Origin of the sequence: Paraburkholderia sp. CNPSo 3274, from assembly GCF_024206475.1 — a bacterium.
In the GTDB taxonomy this organism is placed as follows: Bacteria; Pseudomonadota; Gammaproteobacteria; order Burkholderiales; family Burkholderiaceae; genus Paraburkholderia.
Genome location: NZ_JAMBPR010000053.1, coordinates 1 through 21,569 on the forward strand (window position 1 = coordinate 1; position 21,569 = coordinate 21,569).

Annotated in this window: 15 protein-coding genes; 6 read left to right on the forward strand and 9 right to left on the reverse strand. The window is 63.0% G+C overall.

Annotated features, from left to right (window positions below; all coding sequences use genetic code 11):
* Nucleotides 1-175 precede the first annotated feature (175 nt).
* The 4 genes from M3I54_RS29750 (at nt 176) to M3I54_RS29765 (ending at nt 10,964) form a co-directional block, all read left to right on the forward strand.
* Entirely contained in the window at nt 176-3,766 is a 3,591-nt protein-coding gene (locus M3I54_RS29750) for a hypothetical protein (RefSeq protein ID WP_254342294.1), read from the forward strand.
* A 52-nt stretch (nt 3,767-3,818) separates the two neighbouring features.
* Nucleotides 3,819-4,304 carry a hypothetical protein gene (locus tag M3I54_RS29755; RefSeq protein ID WP_254342296.1) on the forward strand — a complete coding sequence of 162 codons (486 nt, stop codon included), beginning with the start codon at nt 3,819-3,821 and terminating at the stop codon, nt 4,302-4,304.
* A gap of 12 nt (nt 4,305-4,316) precedes the next feature.
* Nucleotides 4,317-9,509: a hypothetical protein gene (locus M3I54_RS29760; RefSeq protein ID WP_254342297.1), complete on the forward strand. Its 5,193-nt coding sequence runs from the start codon at nt 4,317-4,319 to the stop codon at nt 9,507-9,509.
* A gap of 267 nt (nt 9,510-9,776) precedes the next feature.
* Nucleotides 9,777-10,964 (forward strand): TIGR03118 family protein, encoded by a 1,188-nt coding sequence (locus tag M3I54_RS29765; protein ID WP_254342299.1) that lies wholly within the window; start codon nt 9,777-9,779, stop codon nt 10,962-10,964.
* 168 nt (nt 10,965-11,132) lie between these two features.
* Here the strand turns inward: M3I54_RS29765 and M3I54_RS29770 are convergent, their stop codons facing one another.
* The gene (locus M3I54_RS29770) at nt 11,133-11,750 is read right to left on the reverse strand and encodes a LysE family translocator (protein WP_254342414.1); all 618 of its coding nucleotides are present in this window, start codon (nt 11,748-11,750) and stop codon (nt 11,133-11,135) included.
* 178 nt (nt 11,751-11,928) lie between these two features.
* Here M3I54_RS29770 and M3I54_RS29775 point away from each other — a divergent pair, with 178 nt between their 5' ends.
* Nucleotides 11,929-12,120 (forward strand): hypothetical protein, encoded by a 192-nt coding sequence (locus tag M3I54_RS29775; RefSeq protein WP_254342301.1) that lies wholly within the window; start codon nt 11,929-11,931, stop codon nt 12,118-12,120.
* Nucleotides 12,121-12,217: 97 nt separating this feature from the next.
* Here M3I54_RS29775 and M3I54_RS29780 read toward each other — a convergent pair whose 3' ends face one another.
* The 5 genes from M3I54_RS29780 to M3I54_RS29800 all read right to left on the reverse strand — a co-directional run bounded on the left by M3I54_RS29780 (nt 12,218) and on the right by M3I54_RS29800 (nt 16,297).
* On the reverse strand, nt 12,218-12,730 hold the full coding sequence (locus tag M3I54_RS29780; protein WP_254342303.1) for an OmpA family protein: 513 nt from the start codon (nt 12,728-12,730) through the stop codon (nt 12,218-12,220).
* A gap of 83 nt (nt 12,731-12,813) precedes the next feature.
* Nucleotides 12,814-14,082 carry a diguanylate cyclase domain-containing protein gene (locus tag M3I54_RS29785; protein WP_254342312.1) on the reverse strand — a complete coding sequence of 423 codons (1,269 nt, stop codon included), beginning with the start codon at nt 14,080-14,082 and terminating at the stop codon, nt 12,814-12,816.
* Nucleotides 14,079-14,777: a YfiR family protein gene (locus M3I54_RS29790; RefSeq protein WP_254342314.1), complete on the reverse strand. Its 699-nt coding sequence runs from the start codon at nt 14,775-14,777 to the stop codon at nt 14,079-14,081. Before M3I54_RS29790 ends, M3I54_RS29785 begins: the two co-directional genes overlap by 4 nt.
* A gap of 112 nt (nt 14,778-14,889) precedes the next feature.
* The gene (locus tag M3I54_RS29795) at nt 14,890-15,837 is read right to left on the reverse strand and encodes a transporter substrate-binding domain-containing protein (RefSeq protein ID WP_254342316.1); all 948 of its coding nucleotides are present in this window, start codon (nt 15,835-15,837) and stop codon (nt 14,890-14,892) included.
* Nucleotides 15,838-16,054: 217 nt separating this feature from the next.
* Nucleotides 16,055-16,297, reverse strand: a complete 243-nt coding sequence (locus M3I54_RS29800; protein ID WP_254342318.1) for a hypothetical protein — start codon at nt 16,295-16,297, stop codon at nt 16,055-16,057.
* A gap of 115 nt (nt 16,298-16,412) precedes the next feature.
* Between M3I54_RS29800 and M3I54_RS29805 the strand changes: the two genes are divergently transcribed.
* Complete coding sequence (locus M3I54_RS29805) at nt 16,413-17,399, forward strand: aldo/keto reductase (RefSeq protein WP_254342320.1); 987 nt, start codon at nt 16,413-16,415, stop codon at nt 17,397-17,399.
* A gap of 191 nt (nt 17,400-17,590) precedes the next feature.
* Here the strand turns inward: M3I54_RS29805 and M3I54_RS29810 are convergent, their stop codons facing one another.
* The 3 genes from M3I54_RS29810 to M3I54_RS29820 form a co-directional block, all read right to left on the reverse strand.
* On the reverse strand, nt 17,591-18,733 hold the full coding sequence (locus M3I54_RS29810) for an enoyl-CoA hydratase-related protein (RefSeq protein WP_254342322.1): 1,143 nt from the start codon (nt 18,731-18,733) through the stop codon (nt 17,591-17,593).
* Between the two features lie 178 nt (nt 18,734-18,911).
* Entirely contained in the window at nt 18,912-19,352 is a 441-nt protein-coding gene (locus M3I54_RS29815) for a nuclear transport factor 2 family protein (RefSeq protein WP_254342324.1), read from the reverse strand.
* A 39-nt stretch (nt 19,353-19,391) separates the two neighbouring features.
* Nucleotides 19,392-21,416: an NADPH-dependent 2,4-dienoyl-CoA reductase gene (locus tag M3I54_RS29820; protein ID WP_254342416.1), complete on the reverse strand. Its 2,025-nt coding sequence runs from the start codon at nt 21,414-21,416 to the stop codon at nt 19,392-19,394.
* Between the last annotated feature and the right edge of the window lie 153 nt (nt 21,417-21,569).

Consider the following 21,569-nt stretch of genomic DNA (forward strand, 5'->3'; position numbering starts at 1 on the left):
ACCCTATCCTCCGTTCGCGCCTTATCCAACGGCCCCCTGTGAGACGTCGGAGCCGCTTGCCGGGCCGCCTTGCGAAACGGCTCTCCACGACGAGAGCTGCGAAGCGCCGACGAGCCCTCAAGGAGGGCCACCGGCATGGGGGTCGCCTGACGATGGGGGATGGCAGCGATGGGGAATGCCGTTCACTTTGCCCGTCACCGACTCGAACTGGCCGCCGCGGTACGCAGGCGCGCCAGATCCGGCCACCGCATCTGACGATGCTCTCGCCTCGAGCGATTTGAGCGAATCGGCGCGCCGGCTCGGCGGTTTGTTGATATCCGCAACACTCGATGCAGCAGGTCAGCAAACAAAACTCACGGACCTTCATGGAGAACTGATTCGCCTCGTCGAAGGATTTCCGGGCGCAGCGCTCGCGCGCGTGCCGCTCAACGACGCCGCTGCTGCGGGGAACGCGCCGGCGCTTGGTCTAACGCTGATTCAGCAACTGCTTCTGCTTGCATTCGATCCTTACTGCGCACGCGTATTGGGCGTCTATTTCGTCGACAGCGAAGCAACGGCGGGGGTCGACTACGATTACTGCATCGCGGGGTTCTGGGGCGACACGCCAGAAGCCGCGCGCGTCTTGATTCCTGGTCTGGCGAGCGCCGCCGCTCTAGCGCTCGGCACAGCCGTCCAGGACGGTGCAACGATTACCGCAGGCTCCACATTGCCGGCGACCTCATTGTGGCGCTGGACCAAAGACGGCGTTCCACAACTCGATCCGGGTGCCCCCGCAGTCGCCGCGTCCCCAGTAGGCATCGCGCTCGGTGGACTGGCGCCGTCTCAACAACCCGCCGCGCTGCTCATCGCGTTGTCGACAGGCAGCGGCGTTGCACATGCGCCAACGGTATCCATCACGATCGGTGATGCCTATGCGCGCATCGATCTCCAGGTATCCGGCGTGGGCATCGTGGAGGCGATGTCGGGCGGCACGACGGTTGCCAGTGCCACGTTCGCATCCACTTCACTCACCCTGGTCACGTTGATTTCTGCGAATCCGAACACATCGCAGATCGATCAGATCGTTGTTTCCGGCGTGTCCATTCCCTCCCAACCGGTGATCGTGGTAACGGTCGGAGAAATAACGCTCCACCGCCTCGCGGCCGATCCGATCGGGACGCGGTATGCGATGCTGCACGCTCCGCATCAGATCGCGCCCCTCGTGGCCCCCGGCGATCCGGTATCGACGTATCGTCACCGCGATGCCGATGTCGACGCGAGTTCGCTCCAACTCGTACCGCGCAGCCTGATCGACATCGAATGGCCTGCACCCGATCCGTCTGCAGCGCTCTACACCGGCGACCCGGTCACCGACCCGGCCGCGATCCCGCCACCCACCCGCCCCATCGGCTTTGTCGTCGAACGCAACGATACCGGCGGTAGCGAGGTGCAGCGACTCAGCAAACGCGTGCTCGCCGCGGCCGCGGCAACGCCCGCGGATTCTCCCCTCACCTCGAAGCGGCGATACCGGTGCGCGGATGCTTCGCTGCCGGACCCGGCAGGCGGCTGGCGCCATGCCGTGGCCGGGTTTAATCTGTTCGGTGTACTTGGGAATTTCAGCCAATGGACGGCTCCACTCGGCGTTGAACACATCGCCGCGTCGCCTTCGGCGCTTTCGCTGCGCGGATTCGACAACCGGGCGTTGGCCGCAGGCGCGGCGAACCCGCCGCCGCCGCAGGCTCCCCTGAAATGGACAGGAGGCACGCTGACCGCGGCAATCAACTGGTCAGGCGGCACATTGGCGATGTACCCCGATATTCGCAGCGCGCGCCTCACGGTCGAGTCAGTCGACCTGGCAACCGGCAACCCAACCGGCACGCTCGTCGAATACGACTTCGCGGTGCCCTCACCGGTCATCTCGGCGATGACGGTCGTATCGGCCACGCCATCCGATAGCACTGGCGCGCAGATCGAAATCGAAACGGACCCGCCGCTGCCGGCGCCAAACCCAGGCGATCCCACCGCGTTACTGGTCCTCACCTTCCCGGACGGCGCACGCGAGCGCCATGTCGTACGCCCGGAAGCGCGCGGGCCATCGGGAGGCGCGCCGGTCGTCGCGGTCATCAACTCGGGTACCTTTTCGCGTATGGGCGCCACCCCGCAGCAAAGCATCGGACAAACGGCTTATCTGATCAGCGGTTGCGCAATGCAGATCAACGTGGCCGTCCCCCTGGACGTTCCGCTTGCGCAGACATCGGCGCGTGGCCGCTTCTCGGTGACGGGCTCGACCCAGACGCCGTTCGCGCCCAACGAAATGATCGTCGATCCCAATGGCCTCAACGCGCCGCGCGGGCAACCGGCTTCGGCGGCGGTGTCGTTCAGCGGCCCGCAGCGGCTCGTGCCGCCAACGCCTCCGACGCCTGTGCACAGCGTCCATCACGAATACTTCGATCGTGCGGATTTCACCGGACAGGCAAGCCGGACGCTACCGTTCGACACCACCGCCACAACCGGCACCGATAGCTTTTCGCTCTACCGTGCCCCGGTCCAGTCGCTGGTTCTGGCGGACATGAAACGCCGTCTCGCCCTGGGCAACGCAGCAGACGCCAATCCCACCGTCCTCGATAGCGGAACGCCCCGCAAAGACCTCCAGGCGTGGATCGGTGCACTGGGCGCATGGCTCGACGCCTACAACCAGGGTAACTCGAACCGTGCCCCGTCATCGTGGACGTTAGCCAACGTGCTCTCCGATGCGTCCGCGCGCCGCGCGTTCGGTGAGCACTTCTACGGTGGACTGCTCGACGACGAACTCCGTGCGCTTGCGGACCTGCCCGATAACGCGACCGGCTTCGCACGCGTGAACGGCGACCCGTCGCCCCTCGATACCCCCATTTCGACGAGCGTCGATGGCAAGGGCTTCGGGCGAACGCTCTACACGCTCGCCGCATTCAACAACGCCGGCACGGTAAGCGCGCGCACCGGGTCAATCGGTCCTTACTACACCCAACCCAGCACGCCACCACGCGCGCCGGTGCTCTACAAGGTGCAGCCGGCCGTCTCGACGGCCATCGTCGCGTGGGCGCTCGACGAAAACCCGGACGTAGCCGCGTATCTGGTTTATCGCGCCGGGACCACGCAGCAGCTTGCCGACCTGCGCTGGTTTGGCAGCGACCCGAGCGCGCCTCAGACAACCGGACTCTCCGCGCTGGTCATCGCTCCGACGGCGGCCGCGCCGGTTTCGTTCGGCGCCGGCCTGGTCGATCCGCGCATCATGGCGCTCGTGCCGCATCCGCAGATCTGCGCGCGCGACTATGACGACAGCGACATGGGCGAAGTGCCGCTGCCTGCCGGCTTCATCCCGACGCAGGTCAACGCGGTCTATCGCGCGACCGACTACGAAGCCACGCGCGCGCCGCTCGATCAGCCACAGGCATTCAACTATTGGACGCCGCCCGAACAAGGCGGCATTGCGCAACTGGTCACGACGGCGAACCAGGCGCGGATCACCGGTTTGCGTATCGGGCTCGGCCGGCGGGTTGCGGTCGTCGTGGTGGCAACGTTCGATAGCGCGCCGCGCGTGCTGGGAGCGCTGCTGGTGCGCCGGAGCGCTTTTGTCGATGGCGTGGGGGCGGACGGCAAACCCCTCGACGCGCACGCGCTTTCGGGCTACACGGCACCGGACCCCAAGGGCGATAACGCGTACGCAATGGTTGCGGTCGACGTATATGGCCAGCGCTCGGCGTCATCGAAGATTTTCGTCACGAGGCTACTGACCGGGCCGGCGTAGGCGCGAGTGAACGGTTCATTTTGCTTTGCAGGTAACGAGCGGGGAGTTTGCCATGGCAGCAGATCCGATCCAGCCGGTAGTCCAGAGTCTGGAAAACACCATCGCCACGCCGCAGACCAGTTCTGGTGCGGACCCCAACGCCGCATCATCCTGGAAAAGCGGGACGGCAACGCCGGGCACCGTGCTGCCCGCAATCGCCACGTTGATGCAGGTTCTCTACGCCGCGTCAGGCGACATGGCGAGCCTTGGCAAGTCCATTTCATCCGCGCTGAGCGAAGTGACGGCGGTGATCCGCGCCATCGCAGACCAGTTGCCGACGCTGGGCGCTGGCGCGGCCGATCCCATGCAGCAGTTACAGCAAGCTCTACAGCTCGCACAGACACTCTCGCCAACCGGGCCAGTCGTGGTCCTCAATTCGGCCGGCACGCTGTTCGGCCAGATCCAGCAACTGCTCGCGGATACCAACCAGGGGGCAATCGATCTGTATCAGCTCGCACAGCAGCTCGACCTGATCGGCTCGCAACTGGCACCCAAGTAAAGCGACCCCACCATGAGCGACCTTTCTGCCCTGGATGTTCCGCTGCTCGAGTATCTGGGCGTGTCGGCGATCCAGAATGCCGTCGACACGGCCCTCGGTCCCGGCGTGGTGACGATTTCGGCCGATGCGGCTGGGCTGTCTCTCGATGTCGACATTGGCAATGGACAGTCGATCAACCTCGACAACGTTTCGGTCAGCGGCAACGCGCCTGGCGCCCATCTGTCCATTCAAGGGTTGAGCGCGGACAAGCCATTGCAGGCGACACTGCTCGATGGCTTTACGGTCGCGCTGACGGCCTTTGACGTCGTCCTAGCCAACGGCGGGCTGCAGAGCACACTCGTAGCCGGGCGCTTTCAGATTCCATTCTTCACCGACGACGCCGGCCAGCCAAAATCGGTTGACGTCGAACTGACGACCCGGCCCAACGGCACGCTCTCGATCACGCTAGCTGCAGCAACCGATGCGCCGACAACGGCCGACGGTCTGGTGCAACTCGAGTACTCGATCGGCGGGGGCGCGCTGGTGGTCGAGTTGCAGGTCGCCTCCCTCGAGTTCGATCAACTGCCCGGCAACGCGTGGCGCATCCTGATTTCCGGTCGCCTTCAGCTGACCACCGCCGATTTGCAATGGCCGGGATTCGAGCTCAAGGGTCTTGGCATCGACAGCCACGGCGACATTTCGATCGATGGCGGCTGGATCGACTTGCCGAGCCAGACGGCGCTCGACTTCTATGGCTTTCACGTCGGGCTCGAACGTCTCGGATTCGGGCACGATAGCAGCGGGCGATGGATCGGGTTCAATGGCGATATTCACCTTGTCGAAGGGTTGTCACTGGGCGGGTCGGTGCGCGGACTGCGCATCAACATCGACACCGGCGCGTTGTCGTTCGACGGTGTCGCCGTCGATTTCCTCATGCCGGACGTTCTGCATATCAGCGGCGAGATCGACCATATTCACGTCGACGCGAATAGTCCTGACGATCTGAAGCAAGCCGGGCTTCTGCCCACGCTCCTGAACAATTCGGCAGGACAGCCAACGTTTCCCCAGAAGGTGGATGTGTTTGCCGGCACGGTGGACGTTGACATTCAAGCCATACCGGGTGATCTATCCATACAGGGTCGCTTCATCGTTGGCCACTTTGGCGGCGTATCGGTGTTCTTTCTTGCGCTCGATGTCGAACTGCCAGTTGGCATCCCGGTTTTCGCCGACGTGTCGATTTACGGCTTCAACGGACTCTTCGCAAGCAATCTCGAGCCGCATCCCGAACCCGATCACACCTGGTGGGAATGGTACAAATACCCCACGGACGACACGGGCGTCGACGTCAACGCAACGCCGGACTACGATGCGACAGCGGTCGAGAAATGGCTGAGTCCGCGCGATGGCGCGATCGCGCTGGGCGCCGGTGCGACCATCGGTACTGCTGACGATGGCTTCACGGCGTCGGCGGCGGTTTCGTTCGTGTTGATGTTGCCGGGGCCGATCATCGCGATCGTTGGCAAGGCCAACATTCTGTCAAAGCGAATCGGTGGCGCCAATCAGGATGCAAACTTCGAAGCGCTCGCGGTTTATGACGGGAACGCCGGCACCTTCGATCTGACCATCGACGCGCACTATTCGATTCCGGACATCCTCGACATCGATGGAACCGCGCAGGTGCATGTCGGCAAGTCGGAGAGTCCGACATGGTTTCTCGCGCTCGGCAAACCTCCGCACGAGAAGCGGTTCAAGGCGCGAGTACTCAGCCTGTTCGAGACTGACGCGTATCTCGTGGTCAGCGACGCCGGGCTTGTCACCGGCACGTGGACGGGCTATCGCGGATCATGGTCCTTCGGGCCGCTTTCAGTCAGTCTGGAGGCGTATCTCGCGACGATCGCTGCGATCCAGTGGTCGCCCCTGCAGATCGCAGCCGGTGTCGAGCTGCGTGGCGACGTCCATCTGGATGCGTTTGGCATAGGCCTCGGCATCAGCGCCGAAGCCCTCCTCGAAGCCACCGCCCCGCATCCGTTCTGGGTACATGGCGATCTGAGCGTCGAGCTGGACCTGCCATGGCCCCTGGGCAGCATCGGCGCGACCGTGTCGCTGACATGGGGAGGCGACGACGGCTCCGTGCCGCCGTCACCGCTTGCGCTGAACCAGATCAACGCCAATGTGAACGACCACACCAATTCGTCGGGCCAACCGGCGTCGGATCAATATGTACTGCTTGCGCATCGGCTGGGCGGACCGCTGCCAGAACCATCGCTGCGCTACGACGACCCGGCGGCGCCGGGCATCCTCGCCCTGGACGGGCCAGATTCGGCGGCATGGCATGCACGCGTCGACGGACATGATGTGTCGAATCCGGACAGCCTCCTCGCGATGTTGCCGCCGCTCGATCCGACGGGCGGCGGACCCGATGTGTTTGCCCCCGTCGTCCCGCAGGACACCCACTTCACACTGTCGTTCGCCCATCCCGTGAATGACGACGCCGGTTTTCGAAACCGGGTCGCGGCCCCCGACGAAATCGTCAAGGTAGACCTTCCGCAAACGTCGCCACTCATCGGCAAGGATGACATGTCGGATCTGAGCTTCTTTCAGCCAGCGGTTCAATGGCAGCATGATTACTCGCTCGCACAGGTCGCCCTCTACCAGTACCAGGCCGGTGCGTGGCAACCGGTCTGTTCCTTGCCGCAAGGCTCGTCGCCTGCCGGCGACACGCGACTCGACGGTGTCTGGCTCGCGGCGGCCGCCGAAGGATCGAGTCCGAAAGTTCAAACCCGGCTCAAGGTCGTGCCGTACCAGATATCGCAAGGCGAGGTAAAAGTCGCCGCCTGGGGAAACGCATCCGTGGGCACGACGCAAGGATCGGATTTCGTCGATCAGGGTATCGAATTCGTGCTTGACGCCGCGCTCGGCCCCGCAACGATCGGTAGCGTGAACCAGCCTGGGATGCTGCCAGGGCTCATGGCGACGCGCAGCCAGAGCAGTGGAACGGCTGTCTTGCATCTGCGCTTTCCGGTGCCGGTCATGATCGTTTCGATCCAGGCGCTCCTTTTCACCAATGCGAGCGCGGCGCCAGTGTGGTACGCAGATGGCTCGAACTCACCCTTTGCGTTCGCTTCGGAAACCGAAGACCCGGCCACCTCGCAATGGAAGCAGAGCGTAGCGGACAACCCGCCGCCGATTCAGGAACTCACGACCAACCTCGATGCCGGCACGCTATTGCTTTACAGCGTCGTCTACCGGTTCCCGGACGTCAAGCAGGCCATCCTGCACGACGCGCCAGCGTTGTATGCCATTCAGACAGTGACCCGTATCAGCGCTGGCAGGGTGAAGGATGGAGGCACGGTCATGCAGCCGGTGAGCACGGACCCGATCGTGGAGACCGCCTATTTGCAGATCGCCGCGGGCCCGGGCGGGACCTCCATCGACACGACGCTGCCCGTCGTGCAACCCTCGCCGAGCGTACCGCCTCCCTACCCGCAATTGAGCCGCAACTGCATCGATGCGCGGGTGCCGCCCAACAATACCAGGAGCAGCCAGCAACCCGACGCGGCGTTTCCGCTCGGTGGCGCGCTGTCGACGCTGAACTCCTACGTGCAATGGTCCTGGCCACCCAATGGTGAGCTCGCCGCGTATTACGGATACGACTTCAATGTCGAATTTGTCGAGACCTACGTCAATGAGCTGTACACGGCGCTGGCCACCTCCGCTGCAGATTCCCTGCATTTTCGCTGTGCAGACCGGAATCAGCTTCGCACGCTGATGCAGAACGTCGATACCCATCTCGATTCGATTCCACAGATGAGCGCACTCGTCGCACAGCCGCTGACCGTGCAGCCGCCAGCGATGCTCGCGCCATCGGCACCCGCTACCCAGGGCGGGTTCACTCTGGCGTCAACGCAGATCGGCCCCAGTGTGCTTGCCGCGCTAAGGGAACGTGCCGGGCTCGCGTCGGCGTTACCCAGGATCCCGGCATACATTCGCTCGAGCGAGGTCGCGTCGTCCATTGACACCGCGCAACTCGTGGCGCAGCTCGGCACCCGTTTCGGCAATTCACTAGTTGCGCAGCTCGAACCTTCGCAGGCGGCCGGCATCATCGGCCTGCTCGATCAGCAAAACGACGCCCAGACTGCGGCTGCGCTATGGTTCAGGTCCATCGAACCCCTGACGCGCTATGCACTCGATGTCGTGGCCGGCCCCTTATACGCTGCCGACGCCCAGCCGGGGACCGCGCCCGCCGCTTCACTCGACGCCGTGTTCGGCGCGGCCGATCCGACTTCGCTTCTGAACGCGCTACGCGCCTGGCAGGCAGACGACGACGCACGCACTCCCCTCGTGCATATCGAGTTCACCACGTCGCGCTACGCGACGTTCGCGGACCAGATCGCCAATGTCGCGAACCAGATCAAAGGCACAGCGGGTGTGCCGCCACTGCGCTACTACACGCCAGGAACTGATCCCTTGACCTGGCTTGCGGACCCGTCGAACAAGGACGGCAAACGTATCACCGATCAGGGTAGCTATCTGGATTCGCGCGCGAGCCTGGCGTCGATCGTTGCATCGTTCGATCCGTTGGGCGATGCGTTGAGCGCGGACGCAAGCGAGGCGCCGTATGGCGCGAAGGCGCTGGCAACAGCCCGCAGTGACACCAATGCCGCCTGGGACAATTTCTCGGCTTCGACGAACGCAACCTTTGACGCGCTAATCTCGGCGCTCGGCCGAAAAGACCTTGCGGGCACCGCGCAGTCACCGGATGTCCCCGACACCGAGCTGAGCCTGTTCCGCAATACTGGCAGCCGGCTCGTCGCGCTGTTGCTGGAAAGCCCCGTTCCACTCCCGTGGCGGCGGATCTGGCGATGGATCAACATTGGCATTGGGCCCGAGCCATTTGTTGCACTGAAAAGCAGCGCTATCTCAGCAGTCGCCGCCGTCGACCGGATGGCGAGGGCAACGATATCCCCTGTCGCGGGACCCGGTGACGGCGGACTGTTCGGGCCCACGCCACCCCCGGCGCCCACGACGTACAACGTCGTATTGTGGAACGGTGACGGCACCCGCGGCCTGATCGTACTCGGTGAAACTCCGCAGGAGACCTCGAATTTCAGTATCGCGTTCCAGGGCAACATCGGTGCGGAGGCGCCGTGTATCACGCGCGCCGGCAACGCAGTCAGCGACGCAGTTTCACTTGGAACCCTCCAGATCGCCGCGCCCATCCAGTGACCTACGCCCAAGACATTCATGACGTCGCCGAGCCATGCAACGACCCGATCCTCCACACTTCATCGTAGACCGCGCCGATAGCCGAATTTCAGTGCGCCGTCATCACGAGGCATGTCTTGTGCGTGGGTAGAAAGCCGTGCTTGCCCCCTATCGCGTCATGCGACCGGGTGGCTAGCGGAATTTTTTTTGCGTCGAGCGGGAATATTTGAAGTACAGCGGCCGTTTAGCCTGCGGCGATTTCTCGCCAGTCAGACGTGGAGGGAAGTTATGTCTCAGATCTCGTGGGGTCTCAAAGCGGCGGCCGTAATCGTATTCGCCGCCGGTTTCACAATCGGACATGCTGCTGCCGATGAAGCTTACGTCGTCACACCACTTGTGTCCAACCTGGCAGGCTCTGCTCCGAAGGTCGACGGGGTACTGCAGAACGCCTGGGGTATTGCCTTTAGTCCGGCAGGCAGTCCATTCTGGATCAACGACAACGCCACGGGCTGCTCCACGCTTTATGACGGCGCGGGCACCAAGGTAGCACTGCAGGTTTCCATCCCGCTTCCAGGCAACGTCATACCGGCCAGCGACTGTCATCCCGTCTTTGCCAGCAGGCCACCGAATCCCGCGCCTGCGGCGCCGACCGGCATCGTATGGAATCCTTCGTCGGCATTTCTCGTGCCAGGTACCCAGATCCCGGCCGTATTCATCTTCGCGACCGAAGACGGGACGATTTCCGCTTGGGCCGGTGGGTTGAATCCGGCGAACAACGCCGTGATGGCGGCCGATAACTCGTCCAATCCCACCGCTGCCAACGGGGCCGTCTACAAGGGTCTCGTCTTCGGTGTGAACGCGCGAGGCGCATTCCTGTTCGCGACAAACTTCCGATTGGGCCGGATCGACGTGTTCGGGCCGAACGGCACGAATGGTTTGTTTACGCCCGCGATGACGGACGGAGGCTTCGCCGACCCGAACATCCCAGCCGGCTACGCCCCGTTTGGTATTGCGAACATCGATGGTGACCTTTTCGTCACCTATGCGCAGCAGGACGGTCAGAAGCATGACGACGTTGCAGGCCGCGGTCATGGATTCGTCGATGTATTCGATACCGACGGCCACCTGCTGCGCCGCTTTGCGAGCCAAGGACCGCTCGACTCGCCGTGGGGCATTACGCGCGCATCGTTTGCGTTCGGCCGCTTCAGCGGCAAAATCCTCATCGGCAACTTCGGCAATGGCCGAATCAATGTCTTCGACAATGACGGCACGTTCGTCGATCAGCTGGAGAATGAGTTCGGCAATCCACTGGCGATTGACGGCCTGTGGACTCTGACTCTCGGAGGCGGGCGCAATTCAAGCCCGGACACGCTGTACTTCTCGGCAGGTCCTAACAAGGAGTCAAATGGACTCTTCGGAATCATTGCTCCAGCAAATGGCTCCAAAACACGAACGTCCGCTCAGAACGGGCAATAGCCCGCAGCATGGCTCCCCACCTCAGCCGGTCGCGGAACTCGCGAGACGCGACCGGCAGTTCCCGGTGAGACACGGCTAACACCCGACGCGATCGGCCGGACTCGACCCACAAGGGACGGTCGCCCACACGCAAAGCGGCCGTTCAGACAGGCTCCGCCGGGCGCTTTGTTAACGAAATGCCTGCCGGATTCCCAGCGCGATCATGAGCCCTCCACATGTGAGGTCGATCCATGCCTTCGCGCGACGATACGCCGTCGCAATCGCCGCGTGCGATAGAACGAGCGCGACTGCTCCGTACCAGCACGTCGCTGATGCACCGACAGTAGCAAGGATCGCGAAGAACGTCGGCATGGAAACGTGGGTGGGCACCGCTGAGGAAAACACCGCCGCATAAAAGGCGATGGACTTCGGGTTCGCGATATTTGTCGCGATACCTTCCAGGAACGCGGCACGAAACAAAGGCGCCTTCGTTGGGTGACGTGCTCCTGAGGAGGTTGCCCGTGCCGACACAACGAGCCGCAGCCCGAACCAGATCAGATAGGCCGCGCCAGCAAGCCTAACGCCGACAGCGAGCCACGGGAAAATAGCGAACACCATTCCGATACCAAGGATGGCGCAAGTCGCCCAGAACAGATTCACCGTCACGATTCCGGCGGCAAGCGCGAGCGCATCGGAGCGTCTGCCGGCTACCGCCTTGTGAGTGACTGCGACGAAGTTCGGCCCGGGTATGACGACACCTGCCGCATACACAGAAAAGACTGTCGCAATAGCAGACCAATCAACCATTTGTAGCCTCAGTGAATTGTGGTTGTGCAAAACGTGGCGTTGCTTCATCGGCCACTATTCTGAAGCAATTCACGACTGACCGCTGTTGGCCGGTTGTAAGTCTTCGGGAAATCGATCGTAAGCGGACGCCCGAGAGGGGTAACAAAATCGAACTCCCATCTTCTTGTGGGAGTCTGTCATGAAGACCGAACAAGCCCTTGAGGCGTGGAACAAAGGGAAGCTCATCGGCCAACAGCAGCCAGCATCGCAGCGATATCAAGGATGGCGAAACGTTTTCGATGCGGGGAGAGACTTTCTTCGGCGAGGCGATGCAGCGCGTGGCACAGCGTCTGCCGGTTCGCTTCGCTCTGTTCAAAAGTTCATTGTTTGACAGGCACGCGCCGTTTCGCCTGTCGAATGGATTACCGCGACCATGATTACCGGAGGCATGCCGGTTGAAACCGTCATAAACGGAACGCCGCGCCGGCTCAGCGCGACGAGACGACAATTGCGACCCGGCGATTTTGTGCGCGGCCGGTTTCCGTGCGATTGTCGCCCACCGGGTCGCGCTTGCCCTTCCCAATGATCTCGATGTGTTCGGCAGGAAAGCCGGTGTCGACGAGTTCGAGCGCCACGACCTCGGCACGGCGTCTGGACAACTCGAGGTCATAGGCGTTCGAGCCCTCCCCGTCGCTGTAGCCATAGACGCGCACGCTGTTAAGCCCCGCCCCCCTAAGCGTGTGGCCAACGCGCTCGACAATCCGGCGTGCGTCGGGCTTGAGATTGTAGCGGTCGAAGTCGAACAGGATGGGTCCGGACAAGCCGAACTCGAAACCCTGCTCGGTCTCCTGGAACCCCGCCGACGTAAGTGCCTGAACCTGCGTCTGCGTCAGACCGCGGTAAAGCGGCGGCGTCTTGCAGGCCCCAAGCAGCATACACAGGAGCAGCGCGCTCCCCACGCCTGTTCGCCAGATACTTGCAGGAAACGAGTGCTTCTTCATCGCATTCCCCTCGAGCACGCCGGCCACGCGCGCGCTATTTCGAATTCCTGCGACGGGGCCAGCCGCTGTGCCATGCCATCACGTCAAGCCGGTCCGGCGACACCTTCGGCGAACTGCCACGAGCCCGGCCGCGCGCGCTTGGCCCGGTACATCGCCGCATCTGCAGCGCGCAGCAAGCCGTTCGCGTCGCTCGCGTGATCGGGATACAGCGCAATCCCGATGCTCATCATGGTGGCGACCGTGCGGCCATCGGACAACGTAATCGACAGCGTCATGCCGGAAAGTATGTCCTCGGCGATACGGGCGGCGCTGGCCAGTTCGCGCATCGGCGCCAGCATCACGGCGAATTCGTCGCCGCCCAGGCGCGCCACCAGATCGACCTCGCGCAACTGCGTGCGCAGCCGCGCCGCGATGCCGGTCAGCACCGCGTCGCCGGCGTCGTGGCCGAAGCAGTCGTTGATCTCCTTGAAACGGTCACAGTCGAGATAGAGGACGGCGACCCGCTGCTCCGTCACGATGGCCTCGCCCAGGGCGCGCTTGAGGCGAGCCTCGAACTGCAAACGGTTGGGCAGGCCGGTGAGCGCATCGTGGGTTGCCTTGTGTTCGAGCGACGCGTTTTCGTCGCGCAGGTTGTTTTGCCAGTCTTCGAATTCATCGAGCAAAGCGTTGAAGTCGTCGCCGAGCTGGTTCAGTTCGGCAATCGCAGCGGGCTCGACACGTTGCTCGAACGCGCGTTCGCGCCGCACTGCGTGGGCGACGCCGGCCAGCGCGCGCAGCGGAGCGACGATGTTGCGCACCACGCGCTTCGAGCTGACATAGGCGCCAAGCACGCTAACGGCGAGGCAGGTCAGGATACCGCCGACACCGCCGAGCAGGAAGCCGAAGAACTGCTGCCCCTGGCCACGCACTTCGACGTAACCGACGACGATGCCGTCATGCAGCACCCGTACGGTCACGGGCCCGGGCAGCGCAATGTCGGCGACGGCCCGCTCGAGACGGGCGATCGCATTGGCGGCAGGCGAGCGCCATGCCGCGAACGGCCGACCCCTGCTATCCGTGACGACGATCTCCGCCACGTCCTCTTCTTTGGCGATCAACTCGATCGCCTGGGTCGCTGCGACTCGGTCGCCGAACACCAGCGCCGCCTCGACCGTATACCCGAGCGAGCGGGCCAGCAGGTTCAAGTTGTTGCCGGCATAAGCCCGCAACGCGATCACGGCGACCATGATCAACGACACCGCGGCCATTGTGACAGCGACGAACGCCAGACGCAGGTGCGCGCGGCGCAATACGCTTTGCAGCGTCAGGCGCGGCGTGGGCGGAGGGGAAACGGGAGGCGCGGGCTGTGTCATGGCGTCACCGGCCGCCGCGCGAGGTTGAGCACATTCGGGTGGACTCGTACGCCGCTGCGCGCCACGGCATCGAGATTGATGTCGAACGTGACGCGTTCGCCAGCGACATTGAGGCAGAACATGCTGCCCGCGGTGCAGGACACATCGTGTTCCGCAATCGTCAGGACCGGATGGCCAGCCAAGGCGGCGCTGACCTGCTGTCGCTCGGCGTCGCTCAGGTCGCCTAGATAGACGACCTGGCAGGTTGTGCCGAGGGTGGAATCATCAAACTGGACGTGCTGTACCTCGAGCGGCGTCGAGCCGGCCTGCAGCGTGTCGACGAGGCCCTGCGCGTAGTCGGCCCGGCCCGTCACGCACAGGCGCAGGCGCGCGGGCGGCGTCGGCCAGCGCGTAAAGCTGATGATGCCCAGCACGACCTGGCGCACGGCGGAGTCGCGTGGCGAAATGGCGGGATCGTTACGGCTCGCGCCGGTAACGGCGTGCGCCGTGTTGGCTGGATCGACCGTATTGGCGGGTGTGTCGGCAGGCGCGGCCGGTGCCGCGCCCAGAGCGCAAGCCACTGCGAGCAAGACATGGCGAAGCGAGGCCGACCAGCCAGGCCGGCCAGACGTCGCCAGCGCGGCGATCTCCGTCGCGCACCTTGGCGTCATTGCAGTCGCACGACAGGCGCCCGCCGCGCGCACGCTCGCATCCATGATAAAAACACTTGTTGACGTCGATCCGCGCGCTGCCATCTGGCTCCCGCCATTTCCGGGACTACACCAGCTTGTGCGCATCGAAATTCATCTTAGGCGCAAAGTCGCACAATCAACCAGTCGGAAACTCCTGTTTCGTTGTGGCCATCGACGATTGCCGCTTTGCAGCAGATTGATCTGAACATTGGCGCGTCAAAACCGTCGGTGCGGGCCAGGGCCTCGGCCAGCCTAATCCCCTTAACACTGACGCTGCCGCAAACAAGACTACTTGTTTGCGGGACTGGAGCCGCGCCACGGTCTGCGAAGACGTGACGGTCGCAGTCAACTGGGCGACCAGCACGACACCGATCAGCCACATCGTCGGCACGAGCACGCGTTTCCACACACCCGGCGCATCGCGCTCGCCGTACTCCCCCGTTGCAATGATCAGCATGGTCACCCAAATGCCTTCCCCAATGGCATGCCAATAGGGCTTCTGAAAGCTTCGATCTTCTTTTCGCCCCATGAGCCACACAAGGTTGGCAAGAAGAAAAACGATGGCCGCTGCAACGCCGGCGAACTCGCCGATCGCGAGCCAGGGGATGGACCGCACCGAACTCAGAAAAGAGTTCTCGTTTTGCGTGCGCACCATGATCTGCAAGCCGGAATCGAAATAGGGAAACGAAAAATCCAATGTTCGTTCGCGCTCGGACGTCATCGTGATCGCCGCAATCGCGACATCCGCATTGCCACGCTCCACAGCGGGCAGCAATTCGGCCTGCGTTGCGACCTGGCGCCACGCGAAGTCGAGATGAATGCGACGCGCCACTTCGTTCCAGATATCGATACTGAAGCCCTCCGGCACGGCTGTTTGCGGCAGCACGAAAGGCGCAACAGTTGCGATGGCGACGCGCAAGGGACCAGTCGGTCTGGAATCGGTGGTCGCGCCAGAGGGGACGGTTGTCGTAGCTGCGCTAGCCGGCAATGCGACGGGTTCGTCGGCCCTGGCGCGCCCCCCCGTCGTGATCGAAGCGATCAGTACGATACTGCACAAAACCCGCGATGGAATTGGCTTGCGCATTCGAACACTCCAGGAATCGGGCTTGTCAGTTTGTGATGCCCCGCAATGGCTCTGGCATTCTCATGCGTAATTTAACGGCTGACGCCGCAAAACAAAAGACGGCGCGCGTGCATTTCCCCAAAGGGCAATCGAGTTGCCCAAACTACCTGGCGATTCCGCTTTCAGCCTGCGTAACACTCGACAATAAAACGGACGCGGCCCGCGCCGCGTCCTGCGCTCAGAACATTTGGCGCAAGCCCACCATCATGCCGAGCTGCGTCGTGGTCGCCGCCGCGCTCAGGCCCACGAAACCCTGCAATTGCGCGCCAACCATGCCGCCGCGATACAAGGAGTAATCGGCTTCCGCATAAACGCTCGTCGCAGGCGAGAGGTCGTAATCGGCCAATAACCCCGATACCACGGCCTGACACGCGCCTGCGCGAACAATTCGCTGCCAGACCGAATTAGCATCAACGGTCACGCGCCACGTTGCGCGCACTTACATCGAAGAATCGTGCAAGGAATCAAGAGTATTGTGCTAACACGTATTCGACGCCCGTGCCATTGTAGGCAGCTAGCCATCACAGGAGGGCAATATGCTGAATATGCGCAAGCTTGGACGTGAAGGACTCGTCGTTTCGGAGATCGGGCTGGGGTGCATGGGGATGTCCTACGCGTACGGCACACCCGATGACGCAGAGTCGATCGCCACGATCCATCGGGCGATCGAACTGGGTTGCACATTCCTCGATACAGCAGAGATCTACGGTCCTTTCGCCAACGAAGAACTGCTCGGACGCGCGCTAAAAGGGCGTCGTCACGCAGTGACGATCGCGACGAAATTCGGCTTCAAGTTCGATAACGGGGTACTCGGCCTCGACAGCCGCCCCGACCATATCAGGCAGGTGATCGACGCGTCGCTGGCCCGATTGCAGACCGATCACATCGATCTGCTCTACCAGCATCGCGTGGATCCCGCCGTGCCGATCGAGGACGTAGCGGGCGCGGTCAAGGACGCGATCGCTGCAGGCAAGGTTCGCTATTTCGGCTTGTCGGAAGCCAGCGTCGATACCATCCGGCGCGCCCATGCCGTGCAACCCGTCTCGGCCGTGCAAAGCGAGTATTCGCTGTTTGAGCGCGGCGTCGAAGACAAGGTGTTGCCGGCCCTGCGCGAACTGGGTATCGGCTTTGTTCCCTACAGCCCGCTTGGCCGGGGCTTCTTGACCGGCAACGCCACGCGGGCGGAGGAGCTTCCCGCCGCCGACTGGCGAGCAGCCAATGATCCGCGCATCCAGGGCGGCAACTTCGATACGAACGTCAAGCTCGCAGATTTCGTCAAGACACTTGCAGACGAGAAGTCCGTGACACCGGGCCAGCTTGCGCTCGCCTGGCTGCTAGAGCAAGCCGATGATCTGGTCCCGATCCCCGGAACCAAACGGCGCAAATACATCGAAGAAAACGTGAACGCAGCTTCAGTGCGTCTGACGCCCGCGGATCTGGATCGCATCCGGGATTTCCTTGCTGGGCACCAGACCGCGGGCACGCGTTACCTGGCGCCCATGCTGTCTCATCTCGACCGCTAGCGGCCGTCACGTGAACGTATAAACAAGACTTCATCGGGTCCGCGCGAATCAAGCCGCGTGGACCCGCTAACGGACTCCAATAATCATCGAGTTTTGCCCGACCAGCGGCTCGACTCCAATCTCCCGAAAGGCCGCCCCGGTCATCCATTCACGGCACTCCCTGCCGCATACGCGCGACCCGGCAAGGCCGCTCAGTCCAGCGCTTTGAGGTCCGCGTCAATCTTCTCAAGCGCGTCCTGCGAGATCAGGCCATCGGCGAACTTCGCCACCGTCGTCAGCGACATGCCGCGCGCCATGCCGATCTGCGGATGCGAGGAGATGCCTGGCACGTGCTTTTCGACGATGGCTTTGGCCGCAGCGCTTTCCAGGAGGTCGCCCACAGGGGATTCGATTGAGTAGGACATCAGAGTTTTTTCTTGAATCCCGTCCATGCGGGAAGTCGTCTGCAAATCAGCAGACGCTGAACTGGCCTGCAGCGGATTTTGCGGGCGCTCACCCTGGCTCTGAATGGCAGGCAACGGCGGCAAGGCTTCGAAACGTGGTTCACGCCTGGCCTGCCAGCCTGCGATGGCTTCGGACAGGTCCGCGGTATCGAATATGGCGCTCTGAAGCAGCGCCATGTGTTGCAACGACTCCGCGGTTCCGTGGTCGCGGGCGAAGTTCATCGCCGTCTTGCTCCCCGCCACTGCCAACGGAGATTTCGATGCAATGCTGCGGGCCACCTCCATCGCATGGCGTTGGAGCGCATCAGCGTCGGGCAGCACGGCATTGACCAGCCCCACGGCGAGAGCCCGTTCGGCACTCAAACGCTCGCTGGTGTACGCCATCTGGCGCGCCACGCCCGCCGGAATCAGCTTGGGCAGGCGTTGCAGCACGCCCAGATCGGCCACCATGCCGATCTGCGTTTCCTGCAGGCAGAAGAATGCGTCTACCGTGCATACGCGAATGTCGCAAGCAACGGCAAGGTCGAGCCCGCCTCCGATGCACCCGCCCTGCACGGCGCAGATGACGGGGAAACGTGCCTTGTCAAGCACGTCAAAGCAGTCCATCAGACCTGCCAGGGCGCGCTGGAAACCGAGGCGCTTGCGCGGACTGCGGGTGTCGAAGTCGTTCGATATGGTAGCGAACACCTCGAAATCCATGCCGGCCGAAAAGTGCTTGCCCGTCGAACTGATGACGAGCACGCGGACCTCGCCACTCGTATCAAGCGCCTGGACAATTTCGCGCAGGCCCGCATAAAACGCAGGGTCCATCACATTGAGGCGATCGGGACGGTTCAATAGAAGATGCGCGATGCCTGCTTCGATACTGAGGCGAAAGTATTTATCGTTCATGGGGAGCTTTACGAAAGGACGATTCTGACGGGGCTGCCCGTGTCAAGCGGTTGATGCGGTATCGCTTTGCACACCAAATCGTTGCTTTTCCCCGGGCCAGCAGCACAGGTGCAAGCAACAAGAGCAGAGCGCGATGCCTCCAGACCTTCAGCCGCGACCCTCAATCCGATCCAGGCGGTTACGGCCCGGTTTTATACGCGGGTAGAAAATGAGCCAGACGCGCGCCCATCTCCGCACCCAGTACCTGCAATGCATTGAATGGCCGGATCATCACTTCGAATTCGACGATGCGACCCGCCTCGTCGAAGCGGATCATGTCGATGCCTTTGAGCTGCTTGTCCTGCACGGTCGCGCTGAACTCGAGCACGACGTTCAGGCCGTCGGCGCTGCCGAACTGCCGATGATAGGTAAAGCCCTCGAAAATGGTGATCACCGTACGCAGCGCCATCAGCAATGCGGGCGCGGGACCGTAGGGCTTGAACGCCATCGGCGAGCGAAAAACGGCCTCTGGATGCACAATGGACTCCAGCCGGCCGAGATCCTTGCTGTCTACGAGCTCATGCCAGATCGCGAGGGACCGCGCAACAGCGGGAGGCAGGTTGAGTATGGCGTCGGTCATAGCGATTCCGTTTTCAAGTCGAGGGAAAACGCAGCGCGCTCATAGCGAGGCTGCAAGCGTGGTGCCGTCGTGGATGGCCCGCTTGGCGTCGAGTTCGGCAGCCTCGGCGGCACCGCCGATCACGTGGACCATGCGGCCGGCGGCCAGCAACTGATCGGCCAGTTCGCGCAGCGGCTCCTGTCCGGCGCAAACCACGACGTTGTCGACGTCGAGGGTTTGCGGCACACCATCGATGCTCACGTGCAGCCCATCGTCGTCGACGCGCTGGTATTCCACCGAAGAGGACATGCCGACACCGCGTGCCTTCAAGGCCGTTCGGTGAATCCACCCCGTCGTCTTGCCGAGGCTTTCGCCAACCTTCGAGCGCCTGCGTTGCAGCAGATGCACGCTGCGAGCCGCCGGACCAACCGATGCCCGACGCAATCCGCCGCGCTCGGCATAGGACGTGTCCACGCCCCATTCGGCGAAGAATTTTTGCGGATCGAGGCTCGCGGACGCGCCCTCATGCACGAGGTACTCGGCCACGTCGAAGCCGATTCCGCCAGCACCCACAATGGCGACGTCAGATCCCACCGGCTTGCCGTCGCGCAGGACATCCAGATAGCCGAGCACCTTGGCATGGTCCGCGCCGTCGATGCGCAGTTCGCGCGGCAGAACACCGGTCGCCACGACCACCTCATCGAAGCCCTCCTGCATCAACCCTGCGGCGCTCGCGCGCGTGCCGAGGCGAAGCTCGACGCCCGTCAATTCGATCTGGCGGCGGAAGTAGCGCAGCGTTTCATTGAACTCCTCCTTGCCCGGTACCTTTTTGGCGATATTGAACTGGCCGCCGATCTCGGTGCTGGCCTCGAAGAGCGTAACGGCATGCCCGCGGCTGGCCGCCGTCACCGCGCAGGCGAGACCGGCCGGCCCCGCGCCCACGATCGCCACGCGTTTTGGCTGCGCGGCAGGCCGGATGACGATTTCCGTCTCGTGACAGGCACGCGGATTAACGATGCAGGACGTGACCTTGCCTGCGAAAGTATGGTCGAGACAAGCCTGATTGCAGCCGATGCAGGTATTGATCTCGTCGGCGCGGCCCTCGCGGGCCTTGCGCACGAATTCGGCATCGGCAAGGAACGGCCGGGCCATCGAGACCATGTCGCACACACCGTTAGCCAACAACTGTTCGGCGAGCTCGGGCGTGTTGATGCGATTGGTGGCGACGAGCGGCACCGAGACCTTACCCATCAGTTGCTGCGTGACCCAGGCCCAGGCGCCGCGCGGCACCTTGGTGGCGATGGTGGGAATCCGCGCCTCGTGCCAGCCAATGCCCGTATTGATGATGGTGGCGCCCGCCTGCTCGACAGCCTGTGCGAGCTGGATGACTTCCTCGAGTGTCGAGCCGCCCTCAACCAGATCGAGCATCGAGAGCCGGTAGATGATGATGAAATCGCGGCCGACGCGCTCCCGCACGCGGCGCAGGATCTCCACCGCGAACCGTATCCGGTTCTCGTAACTACCGCCCCATCGGTCAGTACGATGATTGGTACGCATCGCAATGAACTCGTTGATGAGATACCCCTCGGAGCCCATGATTTCCACGCCGTCGTATCCGGCATGTTGCGCAAGGGCTGCGCAGCGGACGAAATCGTCGATGGTCTCTTCAACCTCGTCGTCACTCAGTTCGTGGGGCGTGAACGGATTGATCGGCGCTTGCAGCGCACTGGGCGCGACCAGCATCGGCTGATACGAATAGCGGCCGAAATGCAGGATCTGCATGGCGATCTTGCCACCTTCCGCGTGGACGGCGCGCGTAATCGCACGGTGCTGCCCGGCTTCCTCCTCCGTGGTCAACATCGCCCCGCCAGCCATGGGGCGTGCGCGTTCGTTCGGCGCTATGCCGCCGGTCACGATCAACCCGACTTCGCCACGTGCGCGCTCCGCATAGAACGCGGCCATACGTTCGAAGCCATTCGGCACTTCCTCCAGACCGACGTGCATGGAGCCCATAAGCACGCGGTTCTTCAAGGTCGTGAAGCCCAGATCGAGTGGGCGCAGAAAGTGGGGATAGCGATTTGTCATGTTCATGCAACTGGTTGTATGGCGGCGAGTTCGATGATGCAACCAGTTGCATAGAGAATCAAGCGGATGCGACAAATTCGAAAACCTCCTCTACAACCGGCCTGTCCATCATGTCTTTGATCTGACGTTACTCCCGCGCACTCGCCGGTGAGG